This is a genomic window from Anoxybacillus eryuanensis, from assembly GCF_051200995.1.
Taxonomy (GTDB): domain Bacteria; phylum Bacillota; class Bacilli; order Bacillales; family Anoxybacillaceae; genus Anoxybacillus; species Anoxybacillus tengchongensis.
In genome coordinates, this window is record NZ_JBPODS010000018.1 from 1 (window position 1) to 17616 (window position 17616).

Consider the following 17616-nt stretch of genomic DNA (forward strand, 5'->3'; position numbering starts at 1 on the left):
CCAGCGTTCGTCCTGAGCCAGGATCAAACTCTCCATAAAAAAGTTATCCTTAGCTTTCGTACGCTTTTCGCTTCGTTCAGTTTTCAAGGAACATCAAAGCGGGTGATGGGAATCGAACCCACGACATCAGCTTGGAAGGCTGAGGTTTTACCACTAAACTACACCCGCACGTTAATTAATTTTAAATCAGAGCCAATCACTACGCACGATCATGCCTCTTCCTCTACTCGTAAAATCAAGGATGATTGATGCGTCGAGGCAACTCGTAGCTTATTCAACGATGCGTCGCTCGTGGCTGAGGTTTTACCACTAAACTACACCCGCATTACGAGTAGTGAGATGGTCGGGAAGACAGGATTCGAACCTGCGACCCCATGGTCCCAAACCATGTGCTCTACCAAGCTGAGCTACTTCCCGTTCTCTATTGTATCAACATGGCGCGCCCGAGAGGATTCGAACCCCTAACCTTCTGATCCGTAGTCAGATGCTCTATCCAATTGAGCTACGGGCGCATTTTTTAACGACCTTTTCAATATATCATATTTCATTAATTGAAGTCAAGCTTTTTTAGATGCGGCCGAGAGGACTTGAACCTCCACGGGGTTGCCCCCACTAGGCCCTCAACCTAGCGCGTCTGCCATTCCGCCACGACCGCATATGATAGAAACTGACCGACTGGTGCGGGTGGAGGGACTTGAACCCCCACGCCAAAGGCGCCAGATCCTAAGTCTGGTGCGTCTGCCAATTCCGCCACACCCGCATACATGGTGAGCCATGGAGGACTCGAACCTCCGACCCTCTGATTAAAAGTCAGATGCTCTACCTGCTGAGCTAATGGCTCGTTATAAGGTAAAAAAACCTTACTCAATCTTTCTTTACCTGTCCCTTCCTCTACTAGCACATCCAAGATGTCAAGTGCGTCGGGACAACTCGTAACATATTCGAATAAGTTTTGCTCGTTGCTGAGCTAATGGCTCATCATACAAATGGCTGGGCTAGCTGGATTCGAACCAGCGCATCACGGAGTCAAAGTCCGTTGCCTTACCGCTTGGCTATAGCCCATTAAACAGTGATCACAACTGAATATTTTTTATAAATGGCGGTCCCGACGGGGATCGAACCCGCGATCTCCTGCGTGACAGGCAGGCATGTTAACCACTACACCACGGGACCAAAAAGAGTGGAGGATGACGGGATCGAACCGCCGACCCCTTGCTTGTAAGGCAAGTGCTCTCCCAGCTGAGCTAATCCTCCGAAATAAAATGGAGTGAACAAAATGAGCACTCCAAAAGGATGACCCGTACGGGATTCGAACCCGTGTTACCGCCGTGAAAGGGCGGTGTCTTAACCACTTGACCAACGGGCCATGTTTATCATCTTCGTGGCGGAGAAGGCGGGATTTGAACCCGCGCGCCGTAAAAGAACGACCTAACGGTTTAGCAAACCGTCCCCTTCAGCCACTTGGGTACTTCTCCAATGGCTCCGCAGGTAGGATTCGAACCTACGACCGCTCGGTTAACAGCCGAGTGCTCTACCACTGAGCTACTGCGGAATAACTCAATCATTAGGACTGCTTATATTATATTTACTCTTTTTTAATCTGTCAACCGTCTTTTTTTTATTCCAATTTCTCGTTGAATGACGACGGCTTTTATAATTTAGCATATAGAGATTTGGCTTGTCAACACTCTATTTTTATTTTTTTCAATTTCCCACGACAAAAGCCACATACATATCGATTTGTATGTATTGCTTTTCTTCGCACATACATGTAGCGGCATGATGTACATTCGTAATAATACGTTTTCCCTTTCTTCGGTAATACAATAGGCTTACAAAAACGTGGCGCTTGTACTTTTTTCAATAACTCCCGAAAGTCACGATCGCGATGACGATATCCTTTTCCTTCAAGATGCAAATGGTAATGGCATAATTCATGTTTGATGACTTGAACAAATTCTTCTTCCCCGTATTGTTCGTAATATTTCCGATTTAGTTCAATATGATGCGTAGAAAGAATGTATCGTCCACCGGTCGTTCTTAAACGATCGTTAAATATCGCTCGATGGCGAAATGGCTTATGAAATACATGTAACGATATGCGCTCAACAAGCGCTTGTAACTCGCGCTCATTCATTTTATTTCCGTCCTTTCACCATTGGGCTCTTTTGCTCATAACATAATAAAAAACAATTTGAAGGTGATCATCATGCCGATGTGGTTAAAAAATCAAATGCGACGTGCATATTATGAGAAAAACCGCGCTCAAATTAAACTTCTCAATCAATGTTGGTTTTTTTATCGGAAAACACACTGCTCATGACAGTGTGTTTTCCGATGTTGGTGGAATCATTGTTAAAGCGATGCGTTCTTTTTGCAAATCGACCGAATCGACCCATACTTTAACAATATCGCCTACTGATACGACATCAAGTGGATGTTTCACATATCGATTGCTTAATTTCGAAATATGAACAAGCCCATCCTGCTTCACACCAATATCTATGAATACGCCGAAATCAACAACGTTTCGTACCGTTCCCTCTAATTCCATACCTTTTTTCAAGTCTTCCATTCTTAACACATGTTTCTTTAAAATCGGTTTTGGCAAATCATCACGAGGATCGCGCTCTGGACGCTTCAGCGCATCGATAATATCTTGAAGTGTCAGTATTCCGATATTCAGTTCTTGTGCTACTTCTTCGATGCTGATCGCTTCAAGCGCACTTCGCAACTGCTCGCTTCCAATCGCTTCTGTTGAAAAGCCAAGTCGATGCAACAATTGATGCACTTCTTCATATCGCTCGGGATGAATCGGCGTGCGATCTAACGGCTCATCTCCGTCTAAAATACGCAAAAAACCGATACATTGTTCATACGTTTTAGCCCCGAGGCGCGGTATACATTTTAATTGCATGCGATTAGTAAACTTCCCATGCTCTTCGCGATATTTGACTATATTTTCAGCCACAGTCTTCGTTAGACCAGATACATATTGCAATAACGTTGGGGAAGCGGTATTGACGTTTACACCCACTTGGTTCACGACTGTTTCAACAACAAACTGCAACGACTGTTCTAGCTTTTTTTGTGACACGTCATGTTGATATTGGCCGACCCCAACAGACTTTGGATCAATTTTTACTAATTCGGCAAGTGGATCTTGCACGCGCCGGGCAATCGAGACAGCGCTTCTCTCTTCGACTTGCAAATGCGGAAACTCTTTGCGTGCTAAATCCGACGCAGAATATACACTTGCCCCCGCTTCATTGACAATCAAATAAAACACGTTTCCTTCCCACTCTGCAATTGTATCAGCGATAAACTGCTCCGTTTCTCGCGATGCCGTTCCGTTGCCGATGGCAATCAACTCCACTCGGTATGTATGAAGTAATTGCTTTAATTTTTCTTTTGATTTTTCCACCTCATTTTTCGGCGGATGTGGGTAAATGACATCAATATGAAGTACCTTTCCGGTTTCATCGACGACAGCTAACTTACATCCTGTACGATACGCTGGATCTACCCCTAAAACAACTTTCCCTTTTAATGGTGGTTGCAACAATAAATTGCGCAAGTTTTCAGCGAAAATGTGAATGGCCCGTTCTTCTGCGTGTTCTGTCAGCTCATTTCGCACATCTCGTTCAATCGATGGGGCAATTAAACGTTTATATGCATCTTCAATCGCTTCAGCTACAATGTCAACCGCCGATGATTGCTCATTTGTTATGACTTTTTTACGAATGTACTCAATCATTCGGCTTCCATCTACGTCAATGGCAATGCGTAAAATTCCTTCTTTTTCACCCCGATTCATCGCTAAAACACGATGAGCAGGTGCTTTAGCGATCGGTTCCTGATGATCGTAATACATTTCAAATACACGTTTTTCGTCTTTTTCTATCTCTTTTCCAACAGAAACAATTGTGCCTGTTTGCCACGTTTGCTGACGAATCCATTGACGAAGCGCAGCGTCATCCGACACTTTTTCAGCGATAATATCTTTTGCACCTTGAATGACTTCTTCAACCGTATGTACTTCTTTTTGTGAATCAATAAACAGTTGTGCGCGTTCTATGATGGGTTCGCTCGGGAAGGTCAACAACCATTCCGCAAAAGGTTCGAGTCCTTTTTCTTTGGCAATTGTTGCCTTTGTTCGCCGTTTTTGTTTATATGGGCGGTATAAATCTTCCACTTCTTGTAATTTCGTTGCTCTCGTAATCGCTTCTTTCAGTTCGTCCGTTAACTTTCCTTGCTCATCGATTAGACGAATGACTTCTTCTTTTCGCTTCGCTAAGTTTTGCAAGTAATTCCATTCATCTAAAATGGTTCGAATTTGTACCTCATCGAGCGCACCAGTCATTTCTTTTCGGTAACGAGCAATAAATGGAATTGTGTTTCCTTCCTCATGAAGTTGAATGACTTGTTGCACATGCACAAATGGAATGTTTAATTTCGTAGCCAATTGCTTTAGTAGCTCCAAACAAAATTCCTCCCCTAAACAAAAATAGCTACACAACGTAGCTATTTTCCCAACATATTAAAAATCAATAAGACCGAGACTAATTTGCAACGCTTCATCTACTTTATCCATCATCTCTTCATCTAGATGGGTAATCTTATCTGTCAGACGTTGTTTATCAATCGTCCGAATTTGTTCAAGCAAAATGACAGAGTCCCGTTCAAATCCGTAGCGCTTTGCGTCGATTTCAACATGTGTAGGCAACTTCGCTTTTTGGATTTGCGCAGTAATGGCAGCAACAATGACGGTTGGACTGAAACGGTTCCCAATGTCATTTTGAATAACAAGCACAGGGCGCACGCCCCCTTGCTCTGATCCAACTACTGGAGAAAGATCGGCAAAATACACGTCACCACGTTTGACAATCAAAAGATTACCCCCCGCTAACTAAGCGTTCAACGGTGTGGTCAGCTTCATATTCCGCAAGAAAAGCTTCCGACGCAAGCGACAAATTAATTTTCGCCATCTCCATATACCCACGTCTCATCGCTTCTCGAATTTGACGTTTTTTCCGCTCACGAATGTACATCTTCATCGCTTGATAAATAAGTTCATTTCGGTTGCCATTTTCTTGCTTCACAATGCCATCTAATTCGCTCACTAACGCCTGCGGTAACCGAATAACAATTTCTGTTGTTGCGCTGGATTCAGACACAAACACACACCTCCAACTAAACTACAACCACATAGTCGCTCCCAATTTACATCATACCATTTCATCTTCATGATGCAAAGTCATTTCCAGCATCATTCGTCCATTTTTTGTAGAAATTTTTCGAAAACGATCGTTCTCGTTGCACCCATCTACTATAATACCGCATTTCTCACTTCAATTATACTCTTGTTTTTCAAAAAAATACGGGGGACACGATAACTAATTGTACAAGGAATTTCATAATTAATCGTATTTACATGCGCGGCAACGTCATCAATAGAAATACGGTCTCCTTGTTGTTCACCAATGAGCGTTACTTTTGTGCCAACCGGAAGCTCATAAGGTAAACGAATCATCATTTGATCCATACAAACACGTCCAACAATAGGGGCGCGCTTTCCATCAACGAGAACAGAAAAATGTTGCATACGACGTAACCAACCGTCTGCGTAACCGATTGGAACGGTACCAATCCACTCATCTGCTTCCGCCTCATATGTCGCTCCATAGCTTATTTTTTCCCCTGCCTTCACCTTTTTTACATGGGTTAAACGACTATGGAGCGAAAATGCTTCTTTTAACGGATACGGTAAAAACGACTTCATTTCTTGTGACGGTGTCAATCCATACATAGAAATACCAAAACGAACTGCATTAAATACGCGATCAGGATAGCGTAGTGCCGCTGCGCTATTGGCACAATGGATGAGCGGCGGCTTAACTGGCAACCACTCTAGCATGTGTAGAAACGTATCATATTGAAACGAAAAATAGTCTATATTTTGTTCATCTGCTGTCGCAAAATGTGTGTATACCCCTTCAAACACGAAACATGGATGCTGTTCGATGGCGTGTACCATTTGTTGCACTTCTTCTTTTGTTTTCGCTCCTAATCGTCCCATTCCTGTATCTAGCTTCATATGAACGTTCAACGGTTGTTCATATGGCGCATACATCACCGCTTGCTCTAACCAATCCACTCGAAAAATGGTTAAAGCAATATTTTGGCTAGCCGCTAATGGCGCATATGAAGGGTTTGTCGCCCCAAGTACGATAATTGGGACGGCTAAAGGGAGTCCTTTTTTTCTTAGTGCGAGCGCTTCGTCCAAAAAGGCGACGGCTAAACGTGTGGCACCTGCTTCAAGCGCTGTTTTCGCTACTTGAATATCTCCATGTCCATAAGCGTTTGCTTTTACAACAGCAATGACATCGACATGAGTGCCGACGTGTTGTTTCATTGATTGCACATTATAAAAAATTGCATCTAAATCAATTTCTGCCCATGTATCGCGATAAAATGCTCGATCCATCCTTCAAAGCCCCTTCAACAATATATTCACGTTTGATTATTTCTTTTGTCCTTGCATCATGTCAACAAAAAAAATAAAGACCCGCCACGCGAGTCTTACTTCATCACCTTGCCTTGCACCGAACGTGCAATCGCAACCATCTCATCTTCCGTTAAATCTTGTGAAGCAAGAATAAAATCAACACCTTTATACGTCCACGTCAATGTGCCGTTTGCCAGCGCTCCAACGGCAAATCCTAAATCAACAGGCTCACCCTTAACCGTTGTCGATACGTTTGCCGTCGGCACAGCATGGGCTTTTTCTTGTACAAGCGTAAACGATTTTTCCCCAACAAACGTCATAACAATTCGTTTCCCGTTTGCTGTTTTAAATTCTTTTTCTTCCACAAGTTTCACACCATCGAGTTCATATGTCGGATACATAACTGGGGCTGCTTGTTGATTCGCCTCTGTCGTCACTTCTTGTTCATTTTCCAACTTCGCTCTCGTCATATTTTTACTTACATCAAAAGCGTTATCGTCAAACGCAGCATTCCATTCCACTTTTGAAAATTCCACAGTCAACATCGGTTGCGAGTCAATGTCCATGACGGTCACTTTCACTGGCGTTAAATCTTTTTTATTTAATGTGATCTCTTGTTTTGGTAACATTTTTTTGTTTTCATAATTTGTTTTCGTTTGGAACACGTAATGGTTTTTTGTTGCTTTAAAATCCGCTTTTGAATCGGCTAGAATGTCTTTTACGAGCGACTCATACAAATACACTTGGCTTGTGTTTTGCGGCCAGTCGCTTTGAAAACGAAAACTTTTATTTAGTGCAGGTGTTAGTACAAATACTCCTTCGTCGTTTCGCAAAATCATTTGATGTTGATCACGCTGGGCGTTTTTCAAGTTCACACGATAGTAACTTGGGGACTTATGCCAAATTTCGATTTCATACACTTGTGGCTCCGTCCCTGTCTGAAGCGTCATTTTTGCTTCGGCTTTGTACCCAGACATCGTTTGCACTTTTTCATCGAGCGCTTTTAACACATCTTGTTGCGATTTTTCTCCGCAAGCCGCCAAACTGCCTACAACGAAAAGAAGCAGGCACAAAAAAAGCCATGTTCGTCTCATTTTTTCAACCCCTTTACCTCATTTGGACTTCCTTCATAAGCCATCATATGAGGTCAAACGGGAGAATATGCAGACTAGCTTGACAAGCGTTCAATAATTACTTGGGCAACTGCATAATGTTCACTATGTGAAATAGAAACGTGCACACGTTCATCTGGAGAAGAAGAAACAATATACGGTTTGCCATTTTCGTCATTTTTTATTTCAATATCTTGAAAAGAAACGTGAGCCCCAATCCCCGTCCCTAACGCTTTCGCGTACGCCTCTTTTGCGGCAAATCGCCCTGCCACAAATTCAATTTTTCGCTTTGCTGATCGGTCATGAAGACAATTACGTTCATTGTCTGTTAAAACACGTTCAATCAATTTCGGCTGTCGGTTTATTAGCTCTGCAATGCGATTTAATTCGACAATATCAATACCAATACCGATAATCATCTCGTATCCCTCCAAATAAAGAAAAAGAAGCTATCTGTTCAGACAGCTTCTATCGTTTTGTGCGCGTTTTCGATCCACGGCCTCGCGTCTCGTTTCGACGTTGGCGCGTTTGTACTTGCCGCTTCTTCTCTTTTTTCATAATTGGCGGTTCTTCTGTCAACTGCACCGGCGTCATATCCGGTTCTTTTGTTAACATTTTAATACACGCGGCAACAAGCGAAACAGAGTCGTGTTCTTCCAACAATTCTTCTGCGGCGCGTTTATAAAACGATAAATTGTTATGCTCGATCGTCTCAAGCAATTTTTCAATTGCTGCTCGTTGTTGACCTTCAAGCGCCTCATCTAACGTTGGTGGTTTCATACGTTCCATTTTTCGTTTCGTCGTTTTTTCAATGTGGTGCAACTGTCCGATTTCACGTGGAGTAACAAGCGTAATCGCCATTCCTGTCTTACCAGCACGCCCTGTCCGACCGATACGATGAACATAGCTTTCTGGGTCTTGTGGAATGTCGAAATTGTACACGTGTGTGACACCAGAAATATCCAAACCACGTGCAGCTACGTCTGTCGCCACTAAAATATCAATAGAACCTTCTTTAAACTTACGCAATACGGATAAACGCTTTGCCTGGCTTAAATCACCATGAATCCCCTCTGCCGTATAGCCACGCAAATTGAGAGCTTCTGCTAGCTCATCGACACGGCGCTTCGTTCTTCCGAAAACGATCGCTAATTCAGGGGATTGAATATCTAATAAGCGAGTTAACGTATCAAACTTTTTCTTCTCTTGAATTTCAATGTAATATTGTTCAATGTTTGGAACCGTCATTTCTTTTGCTTTTACGCGAACGAGCTCTGGATTGTTCATAAATCGTTCAGCAATACGACGAATCGGTTCAGGCATCGTCGCTGAGAAAAGAAGTGTCTGACGCTCTGTTGGCACATGGCTTAAAATTGCTTCAATGTCTTCAACGAAGCCCATGTTCAACATTTCATCCGCCTCGTCTAATACGACCGTATGCACATTTTGTAAACGGAGCGTACGACGTTGAATGTGATCAAGCACCCGTCCCGGTGTACCGACAATAATATGTGGATGTTTTTTTAATGCGCGAATTTGACGTTCAATATCTTGTCCTCCATAAATCGGCAAAACGCGCACACGCTTCGTTGAACCAATTTTATATAGTTCTTCGGATACTTGAATGGCTAGTTCTCGCGTCGGCGCAACAACGATTGCTTGCACCGCATCGTTGTTCATATCAATTTTTTCAATAAGTGGGATACCAAACGCTGCCGTCTTTCCTGTTCCTGTTTGCGCTTGACCAATGACATCACGATTTTGCAAACTAAGCGGAATCGTTGCCGCTTGAATTGGCGTTGCCTCTTCGAATCCCATTTTACTAACTGCTTTCATCAACTCTGGACTTAATCCAAATTCTTTAAATGTAACCAATGTTTTCATACTCCTTCTTCAAATAACTTACGAAAAAAGGCATTCCCGTATAGACGGAAGTGCCTTGTTGAAATTCATTCCGTAAACAGCTCTCGTTCATCATACCATTTTATGCATATGTTTTCAACAAATTGAACGCTTCTTTTTATTTATTTAACAAAGAAATGATTTCCTCTAGTCTCATCCCCCGAGATGCCTTTAGTAAAATGATGTCACCTGCTTCTATCATTTTTTGCACATCCGCTGCTAGCTTCGCCTTATCGTCATAAGAACGAACATGCCCTTTGCTAAATCGCTTGCTCGCTTGCTCAGCAATTGCCTTTGCACGCTCACCGTATGTCAACACATAATCTATTTTTTGCGGATCGATCATCTCGCCAATTTGTTCATGAAAAGTAATTTCTTGTTCACCTAATTCAAGCATGTCGCCAACAATGGCTATTTTTTTACGATATCCAGTCAATTGTCCAAGCAATTCAAGCGCAGCGCGCATCGATGTCGGACTGGCGTTATATGCATCGTTAATAATTGTTACCCCGTCAGGACGCTTTATGACTTCTGTACGCATTTTTGTTACAGATAAACGTAAAAAACCTTCTTTCATATGAGCCACATCAACAGAAGCGAAACGTGCAACCGCAATCGCTGCTAGCGCATTCATCACATGGTGCCGACCAATAAGAGGCATATGAAACGTCTCGTCTGGCCAACAATTTACCTTAAACGTCGTTCCGTCCGCTTGAACACGAATGTCTAGCGGATAATAATCGTTTGTTCGTTCCACTCCAAACGTTTGAACATGCGAAAGATTAGTGTTTTCCACACGTGTTTGCAACAGCGGTTCATCCCCGTGATAAATAAACAGTCCGTCACGCTTTAGGCCTTTTACAATTTCAAACTTCGCTGTTGCAATTCCTTCACGTGAACCGAGCTCTTGTAAATGCGATTCACCAATGTTTGTAATCACTGCAATGTCAGGCTCTGCGAGGGTAGAAAGTAACTCAATTTCTCCAAAGCCGCTCATCCCCATTTCAACGACGGCATACTCTGTTTCTTCTTTTAAACGAAGCAATGTCAGTGGCACACCGATATGATTGTTTAAATTCCCTTCTGTCTTTTGCACACGATATACTGTCCCAAGCAGTGATGCAATCATATCTTTCGTTGTCGTTTTTCCGTTGCTTCCAGTCACCCCGATAATACGTGTACGAAGTTGTTTTCGATACGCATGAGCCAGCTGTTGCAATGCAACGAGTGAATCTTCAACAAAAATGAGCGGCACATCTGTCGGGGCGTTCGGCTCATGTTTGCTCCATAGCGCAGCGACTGCTCCTTTGTCAAACGCCTCCTTCACAAACTGATGGCCGTTGAACGTGGCCCCTTTTAGCGGAACATATAAATTTCCTCGCTCAATTGTGCGCGTATCTGTTGACACACCATGAATCACAACAGAAGCATATCGCTCATCAATCATACTTCCCGGAATCATCATTTGAACATCAGCTAGTGAACGTGTAAGCATATGATCACCTTAAAATACGTACGTAATATTTTGTTTTTCTTCATATCGCTCGATCGCCAGTTGAATAAGACGTTCAATTAACTCCTCATACGATACACCTGTATGTTTCCATAAAAGCGGGAACATGCTAAAAGGGGTAAATCCCGGCATCGTATTGACTTCGTTAATATATGCTTCACCATCTGCTGTCAAGAAAAAGTCAGCTCGGACTAATCCGGCTAAATCGAGCACTTTAAAAGCGGTAAGTGCCATTTGTTTTATCGTTTCATATTCTTGATCCGTAATGTTTGCTGGGATGACTAACTCTGTATTTCCATCGACATATTTTGCTTCGTAATCATAAAATTCTTTTTTCGGCACAATTTCCCCGACAACTGAACAAGTCGGCTCATCGTTTCCGATCACGCCAATTTCCACTTCCCGACCAATAATCGCTTCCTCCACGATGACTTTTCGATCGTAACGAAACGCCTCTTGAAAAGCTATTTGCAATTGTTCACGGTTTTTACATTTACTTATTCCTACACTTGAACCTGCGTTAGCTGGCTTCACAAAACACGGATAACTAAGTTCCCGCTCTACCGTTTCATATACGGTTTCTTTATGCTTTTCCCACTCTTTTTTTAAGAAAAAAACATAACGCGCTTGTTTTAGCCCCGCTTGCGCAAACAGTTGTTTCATCACAATTTTATCCATACCGACAGCCGATGCTAGCACACCGTTTCCGACATACGGTACGTTTAATAATTCTAACATTCCTTGTACCGTTCCATCTTCTCCGTTCGGCCCGTGTAAAAGAGGAAAAATAACATCAATGCCGTTTGCAATAGACGCGAGCGCTGGTAAACCTTGTTGAAAAGCGAGCTGGTTGACATCTTTCACTTCCCCTTCAATCGCCTCACCGCGCAACCATTCCCCATCTGTCGTAATGTAAATCGGAACAACTGTAAACTTTTCTTTATTTACCGCATTAATGACAGAGCGTGCCGTTTGTAACGATACTTTATGTTCAGGCGATTTGCCGCCGTATAATACGCCTAATGTGATTTTCATGTTCGTTCCTCCTCAACTGTTCATTCACTTCATTTATTGTAGCACAACTACTTTTTTATTTATATGGTGAAGCAAGCCTAGATGGTGACAATGCATATCATTTCCCAACTTGGAAACGATAAAAAATACAAAGAGATAAAAGGTGTGTGCTTATGAATACAGTGCAAATGCTATTCGTTTTAATGTTATCAATTGGACTGATGAATCACGTTATCATCATTCCTGTGTTGCTTGAAATTGCCGGACGTGATGCATGGATTTCAACCATCATCGGACTTATATTGCTCGTCATATTTCTCCCTGTTATTTATTTCCCTATAAAACAATCGCAACAAACACATATCTTTCAATGGCTAAAAGAAAATATAGGGGCACCAATTGCTTATTTTATCGCTTCTGTCACATGTTTATATTTACTTATCATTAGCATTGTGACATTAAAGGATACGACAACGTTCACAACAACATCGTACTTAACAGCTACACCAAACTGGGCAATTGTTGTTACACTTTGCATCATTTGTTTTTATAACGCGTCAATCGGTTTGCCATCGATCGCGAAAACATCTGGCATTCTTTTACCTTTCGTCGTACTGTTCGGCATATTTGTCGCTTTAGCAACGACCCCTCATAAAAATTATGAGCTGTTAAAGCCAATGCTTGAGAACGGATGGGAACCGGTGTGGAAAGGAGTGATGTATGTCGCTGCTGGCTATGGAGAATTTGTTCTCTTACTATTTATGCAACAACAAATGAAGACAAACATTTCTTTTATGAAACTCGTTTTGTTTGGAGTTGTAGCTGCCAGCTTATCACTCGGACCGACAATCGGCGCCATTACAGAATTTGGACCGGCAGAAGCGAGCCATTTACGTTATCCGGCCTTTGAACAATGGCGAATGGTGAACTTAGGAACGTATTTAGAGCATTTTGATTTTTTATCGGTTTATCAATGGCTAGCGGGGGCATTTATTCGCATTTCACTTGCGACAGCGCTCATTCCCGAGCTATTTCATATTACAAATAAAGCATCGCGACGATGGATTTTACTATTCGTATACACCGTTATTTTCTTTGCGGCGATGACGCCGATGAGCGATTATACATTTTTTCATATGTTAAAAAAATGGCTGTTACCGATTTCGTTTTTCTTTATTTGCTTTCTTTCTACTTTACTGTTCGTCTTAGCGTTAGCAATACGTATAAAAGAAAGGAGGGCATCCGCATGACTGCCGAAATTATCGTCGATGAACGAACGTTAAAAGAACATTTTGCACAATGTAAAGACGTCGTATTAATGCCTGCCACGATTTATTCAGAAGAACGAAAACCGCTCTCGCTTATTTTCATTTATTGTGAAGAATTATGTGACACAAAGTTACTGAAACAATTTGTTTTCCCAACCATTACGCGTATGGGACAACAATATCCGCTATATTCAGTCACAGACATTGAAAAATATAAACAAATGCCACTTCATTTAATCGGCAAATCTGTTTCTGCCCAACAGCTCGATTTTATCGTTTTTAACGGAGATTTAGTCATTTATTTCGTGGAAGCGGGTGCCATGTATTCTATTTCTCTTGCCAATCCACCAAACCGAAACCCAGAAGAACCAAATACAGAAGTGTCGATTCGTGGACCGAAGGACGGTTTTATTGAAGAAGTGGCGAAAAATGTGGCGCTCGTGCGGAAACGGTTAAAAACGAGCAGCTTACACGTTGAACAAGTATTAATCGGGAAACGAAGCCGAACGAAAGTCGATATTTTATATATTAAAGATATTATTAATCAAGAAACAGTGGCTGAATTAAAGCGTCGCTTAAGTACCATTAACATTGACGCCTTAACCGGAACAAATCAATTAGAGGAATTGTTAAGCGAAAAATATGTTTCTTTATTTCCTGTTTTCGCTTACTCTGGTCGTCCTGATTTTGTTGTCAATGCGCTATTGAGCGGACGATTTGCTGTCTTTATCGACGGATCACCGACCGCATTAATCGGCCCGACCAATTTAACATTTTTATTAAATACATCGGAAGACAATAGCACATCATTTGTATTCGTTACGTTTCAGCGAATCATTCGGCTCATTGGTGTCAGCGTCGCTGTTTTTTTACCAGGGCTTTGGGTCGCAATTGTAACATATCATCAAGACCAACTACCGTTTACGTTGCTAGCCACCATCACACTCGCAAGGCAAGGGGTACCGCTCCCTGCTCCACTTGAGGCGTTTATTATGGTTAGTTTATTTGAAATTTTTAAAGAAGCAGGGATGCGGCTCCCGATTGCGATTGGACAAACGTTATCAGTCGTTGGGGGGTTAATTATCGGACAAGCAGCGATAAACGCAGGGCTTGCAGCACCTGGCACACTCGTCGTTATCGCAACATCCGTCATCGCGACGTTTACGCTCGTCAACCAATCACTTGCTGGAACAGTGTCCATTTTACGTTTTATCGTTCTTGCCGCTTCAGCGATGCTTGGACTTTTCGGTTTTATTGCATCCATGTTTTTTCTTCTTGTTTATACGGCAAATTTAACATCGTTTGGCGTCCCGTATTTAGCACCAATTTCTCCTGCCACAAGGGATATATGGAAAGTGGTAATTACAAGTGGGTGGAAAAAATTTAAAATGCGTCCAAAAATGTTAAAGACGAATGATAATACACCAGGTGACGAAGCATGACAAGGCTAATCATTTGTTGTTTTTGTTTATTTTTAACAGGGTGTTGGGGGATGAAAGAAATTGATCATCTTGCATATATTCATGTGATCGGTGTGGACTATGAAGACGGGCAGGTCGTCGCTTATGCTCAACTTATTAGTTTTACAGGACTTGCGAAAGTCGAAGCGGGCGGTGGAAGACAAAAATCAACGGTTACGATCGGAAAAGCAACAGGAGAGACGTTTAACGTGGCAACCGATCGCTTGTATCAAGCGATCCAACAAGGTGTGTCATGGGGACATGTCAAAGGGATCGTCTTTACAGAACGGGCACTCAAAAAAGGGCTTGTACGCGACGTGATCGATGTGCTTGATCGTTACAATGAAATTCGTCATACGATTTGGGCATTCGCTACGAAACAACCGATCGAACTCATTTTTGAAACAACACCGTTTTTAGACTATTCACCATATTTTTCGTTGCTCGCTAATCCGACAGATATTTACGAACAAAGTTCATTTATTCAACCAAAACGGCTCAATCAACTCGTTGCCGCTTCAAACGAAAAAGCGGCTCTTTTCCCTCTCCCTTCCCTTACAGTTGAGGAGAAAAGTTGGACAGAAAATAAAAAAAAGAAACCGATGTTAAAAATGGATGGTGTCTGTTTCTTACATCGCTACAACAAACAAGCATGTGTCCCACGCCATAAACTCGATGGTTTACGATGGGTGACGAAAGGCACGGGGCGAACACCGATTTACATTCAGCCAAATGGTAAAATGATCGGTACGCTCGTTGTACGTGGCCCAAAGGCAAGCATATCGTACAAAATAAAAAATGGTCGCCCTTTGTTTACCGTTCATGTGCAAGCTACGGGAAGCATTATTGAACTGCGCGAGCACATGTCTGAGAAACAAATTATTGAATACGCATCAAAAACGGTCGAAAAAGAGATAAAAAGCTTATTCGAGCTCGGTGTAAAAAAACAGATTGATACTTTGCAACTATCGAACGCCTTGTATCGTCAAAATGTGAAGGACTGGAAGAAATATACGACAAACGGATTAGTTCCACTGACAAAGGATACGCTAGGGCAAATCAACGTGAAGTTAAGCATTGACACATACGGAAAATCAAAGAAATAAAAGCGATGAGCCAGCCTCATCGCTTTTTTATCGCATATATATTCGCTTCGATCCACTCGCTAAGCACATCTTGTGCCGTTTTTTCACGTTCGAGTGAATAGCGCTCGATACGCTTTTCTAATTCGTTCATTTCCTCCTCATTCATTAATACACGCATCAATTGTTGGTCATACGGTTCATTGTCATGAAGAAGATAAATAAGTCCTTTTTTTCTTAAATAGTGCAAATTCATTTGTTCTTGACCAGGCAAATATGAAAGTGTGAAAGCAGGTAGCTTTTTGGCTAGCACTTCGCTCATTGTTACACCACCTGGTTTTGTCACAACTGCATCGACTTCATCGTACAATTCATTCATTTTCGCTGGGTCGGAAATGTACCGATATGGACGAATGCGCGGATTGTTCCAACTTTTTAATTCATGATATAACGCTTCATTTTTGCCACATAGTACGTCATACGTCAGTTGTGTATGGGTAGCATTCATTAAAAACTGTTTCATTTTCCCTAACCCTTGGTTGCCACCTGCTACTAAAATCCGTTTATTTGTTCGCCGTTTCATCTTTTCCGCAGGTACGATACGTTCATGAATAGGAATACCTGTGACAATAACGCGATGATGTTCGATGCGAAATGTGGTGCATATGGACTGTTTTGCTTCTTTATGGGGAACGAAGTGATAATCAATCGCTGTTTTTCCCCAAATACCACTTAAAAAGAAATCAGTATATACGTTCACAACAGGAATGGTTATGATTCTTTTTTGTTTCAACCTTTGCAAAACGTGAGAAGGAAATGAATGCGTGCACACAACGAGATCGGGCTTTTTTTCTTGAAGGAGACGTTTCATCTTTTTTTCAAAATAAAGTAACCATGGCTCCATCGTCGGTTGTTCAAACTTTTTCATCCATCGTCGATACATCCATTCATACGAATGTGGTGATAGTGAAATCCAGCGGAGGTAAAAATCAGCTACTCTCTTTTCCATTTGTTCATTGCAATAACTAAGAAAATCAAGTTTTTCGCAAGAGACGTTGGGAAAACGATGGTATAATGAATAGATGAGTGCATCGGCCACTTGATGATGACCAGATGGCATTTGAAACAAAGGTAGTACGAGAATGTTCATCATTATGCGAACTCCCTTTTATTTTTGTTTTCTACTTTTTACATATAAAGCAACAAAAAATAAACTAAAAAATAATACCGTGAGCCATGGTAATACATGAAGCGGAATATGAATACGCTCCCCAAGAAACTTGCCTACAAATATAAATAAACAAACCCAGAACGCCGCTCCGAGAAACGACAAAAAGAGAAATGGAAAAAACGGAAAACGAACAACTCCAGCCATATACGGAGATAATTGACGAATACCGGGAACAAAATAGCCAAAAGGAATAACTAAAAAAGCACGTTTTCGAAAGTGACGATACACATAACGATAACGACGACGATGGAAACCAATAAAATGTCCATATTTAAACAATAGCGGGGATCCAAATGTATAGCCAGCAATATAGGCGACAACCATGCCAACAGTTGCGCCAGAAATCGCGAAAAATAAACTTTTTAATAAATGTAATTGGTCGTGTGAGATAAAAATGCCAATGAAAAACAGAAGCGACTCTTCCGGCGCAGGAATGCCCACGATGCCGAAAAATAAAGAAAGAAATAACACAATATAGCCGTGTGATTGAATATACGTTAAAATGCTGTTCGCTTCCACTTTCCCA

The 17616-nt window shown here is 41.9% G+C and carries 16 protein-coding genes and 12 tRNA genes; 4 read left to right on the plus strand and 24 right to left on the minus strand.

Translation table 11 applies throughout. The features are described from left to right. Positions 1-97: 97 nt before the first annotated feature. The 13 genes from HNQ84_RS13320 to HNQ84_RS13380 all read right to left on the minus strand — a co-directional run bounded on the left by HNQ84_RS13320 (position 98) and on the right by HNQ84_RS13380 (position 2137). Positions 98-168 (minus strand) — tRNA-Gly (locus HNQ84_RS13320). Between the two features lie 172 nt (positions 169-340). After that, positions 341-417: transfer RNA gene (locus HNQ84_RS13325), tRNA-Pro, on the minus strand. Positions 418-435: 18 nt separating this feature from the next. Further along, positions 436-512, minus strand: a tRNA-Arg gene (locus HNQ84_RS13330). 60 nt (positions 513-572) lie between these two features. Next, positions 573-655: transfer RNA gene (locus HNQ84_RS13335), tRNA-Leu, on the minus strand. A 21-nt stretch (positions 656-676) separates the two neighbouring features. After that, positions 677-760: transfer RNA gene (locus HNQ84_RS13340), tRNA-Leu, on the minus strand. Between the two features lie 5 nt (positions 761-765). Next, positions 766-841 (minus strand) — tRNA-Lys (locus HNQ84_RS13345). Positions 842-987: 146 nt separating this feature from the next. Continuing rightward, positions 988-1062: transfer RNA gene (locus HNQ84_RS13350), tRNA-Gln, on the minus strand. 35 nt (positions 1063-1097) lie between these two features. Further along, positions 1098-1173: transfer RNA gene (locus tag HNQ84_RS13355), tRNA-Asp, on the minus strand. An 8-nt stretch (positions 1174-1181) separates the two neighbouring features. After that, positions 1182-1254 (minus strand) — tRNA-Val (locus HNQ84_RS13360). Positions 1255-1294: 40 nt separating this feature from the next. Continuing rightward, positions 1295-1366 (minus strand) — tRNA-Glu (locus HNQ84_RS13365). A 16-nt stretch (positions 1367-1382) separates the two neighbouring features. Then, a tRNA-Ser gene (locus HNQ84_RS13370) sits at positions 1383-1475 on the minus strand. A 2-nt stretch (positions 1476-1477) separates the two neighbouring features. Beyond that, positions 1478-1552, minus strand: a tRNA-Asn gene (locus HNQ84_RS13375). 129 nt (positions 1553-1681) lie between these two features. Then, positions 1682-2137 (minus strand): SprT family protein, encoded by a 456-nt coding sequence (locus tag HNQ84_RS13380; protein WP_055441977.1) that lies wholly within the window; start codon positions 2135-2137, stop codon positions 1682-1684. A 72-nt stretch (positions 2138-2209) separates the two neighbouring features. On the opposite strand from HNQ84_RS13380, the gene cmpA reads away from it, so the two are divergent. Next, positions 2210-2323, plus strand: a complete 114-nt coding sequence (gene cmpA, locus HNQ84_RS13385; protein ID WP_012573928.1) for a cortex morphogenetic protein CmpA — start codon at positions 2210-2212, stop codon at positions 2321-2323. Here cmpA and HNQ84_RS13390 read toward each other — a convergent pair. The 9 genes from HNQ84_RS13390 to HNQ84_RS13430 form a co-directional block, all read right to left on the minus strand. Continuing rightward, complete coding sequence (locus tag HNQ84_RS13390; protein WP_435622382.1) at positions 2318-4483, minus strand: Tex family protein; 2166 nt, start codon at positions 4481-4483, stop codon at positions 2318-2320. The two genes, cmpA and HNQ84_RS13390, sit on opposite strands and share 6 nt — an antisense overlap. Positions 4484-4540: 57 nt before the next feature. Continuing rightward, a complete protein-coding gene (ndoA, locus tag HNQ84_RS13395; protein ID WP_010195163.1) occupies positions 4541-4891 on the minus strand; it encodes a type II toxin-antitoxin system endoribonuclease NdoA in 351 nt (116 codons plus the stop codon). Positions 4892-4895: 4 nt separating this feature from the next. Beyond that, the gene (locus HNQ84_RS13400) at positions 4896-5177 is read right to left on the minus strand and encodes a CopG family ribbon-helix-helix protein (protein WP_055441975.1); all 282 of its coding nucleotides are present in this window, start codon (positions 5175-5177) and stop codon (positions 4896-4898) included. Between the two features lie 152 nt (positions 5178-5329). Beyond that, positions 5330-6487: an alanine racemase gene (alr, locus tag HNQ84_RS13405; RefSeq protein ID WP_435622383.1), complete on the minus strand. Its 1158-nt coding sequence runs from the start codon at positions 6485-6487 to the stop codon at positions 5330-5332. Positions 6488-6582: 95 nt separating this feature from the next. Then, complete coding sequence (locus HNQ84_RS13410) at positions 6583-7602, minus strand: LolA family protein (protein ID WP_435622384.1); 1020 nt, start codon at positions 7600-7602, stop codon at positions 6583-6585. 74 nt (positions 7603-7676) lie between these two features. Then, entirely contained in the window at positions 7677-8039 is a 363-nt protein-coding gene (acpS, locus tag HNQ84_RS13415; RefSeq protein ID WP_435622385.1) for a holo-ACP synthase, read from the minus strand. Positions 8040-8088: 49 nt separating this feature from the next. Continuing rightward, positions 8089-9495 carry a degradosome RNA helicase CshA gene (gene cshA / locus HNQ84_RS13420; RefSeq protein WP_246346321.1) on the minus strand — a complete coding sequence of 469 codons (1407 nt, stop codon included), beginning with the start codon at positions 9493-9495 and terminating at the stop codon, positions 8089-8091. A 145-nt stretch (positions 9496-9640) separates the two neighbouring features. Continuing rightward, on the minus strand, positions 9641-11017 hold the full coding sequence (locus HNQ84_RS13425; protein ID WP_183250219.1) for a UDP-N-acetylmuramoyl-tripeptide--D-alanyl-D-alanine ligase: 1377 nt from the start codon (positions 11015-11017) through the stop codon (positions 9641-9643). Between the two features lie 9 nt (positions 11018-11026). Beyond that, a complete protein-coding gene (locus tag HNQ84_RS13430; protein ID WP_183250218.1) occupies positions 11027-12070 on the minus strand; it encodes a D-alanine--D-alanine ligase in 1044 nt (347 codons plus the stop codon). Between the two features lie 152 nt (positions 12071-12222). On the opposite strand from HNQ84_RS13430, the gene HNQ84_RS13435 reads away from it, so the two are divergent. From HNQ84_RS13435 to HNQ84_RS13445, 3 genes are read left to right on the plus strand one after another with little or no spacing between them, the layout of a single operon-like run. Next, the gene (locus tag HNQ84_RS13435; protein ID WP_435622386.1) at positions 12223-13299 is read left to right on the plus strand and encodes a GerAB/ArcD/ProY family transporter; all 1077 of its coding nucleotides are present in this window, start codon (positions 12223-12225) and stop codon (positions 13297-13299) included. Then, on the plus strand, positions 13296-14759 hold the full coding sequence (locus HNQ84_RS13440; protein WP_435622387.1) for a spore germination protein: 1464 nt from the start codon (positions 13296-13298) through the stop codon (positions 14757-14759). The genes HNQ84_RS13435 and HNQ84_RS13440 overlap by 4 nt, the downstream gene beginning before the upstream one ends. Continuing rightward, on the plus strand, positions 14756-15883 hold the full coding sequence (locus HNQ84_RS13445) for a Ger(x)C family spore germination protein (protein ID WP_435622388.1): 1128 nt from the start codon (positions 14756-14758) through the stop codon (positions 15881-15883). The genes HNQ84_RS13440 and HNQ84_RS13445 overlap by 4 nt, the downstream gene beginning before the upstream one ends. A gap of 16 nt (positions 15884-15899) precedes the next feature. Here the strand turns inward: HNQ84_RS13445 and HNQ84_RS13450 are convergent, their stop codons facing one another. Next, the gene (locus tag HNQ84_RS13450) at positions 15900-17012 is read right to left on the minus strand and encodes an MGDG synthase family glycosyltransferase (protein ID WP_183250214.1); all 1113 of its coding nucleotides are present in this window, start codon (positions 17010-17012) and stop codon (positions 15900-15902) included. 15 nt (positions 17013-17027) lie between these two features. Further along, positions 17028-17609 carry a DedA family protein gene (locus HNQ84_RS13455; RefSeq protein ID WP_435622389.1) on the minus strand — a complete coding sequence of 194 codons (582 nt, stop codon included), beginning with the start codon at positions 17607-17609 and terminating at the stop codon, positions 17028-17030. Positions 17610-17616 lie beyond the last annotated feature (7 nt).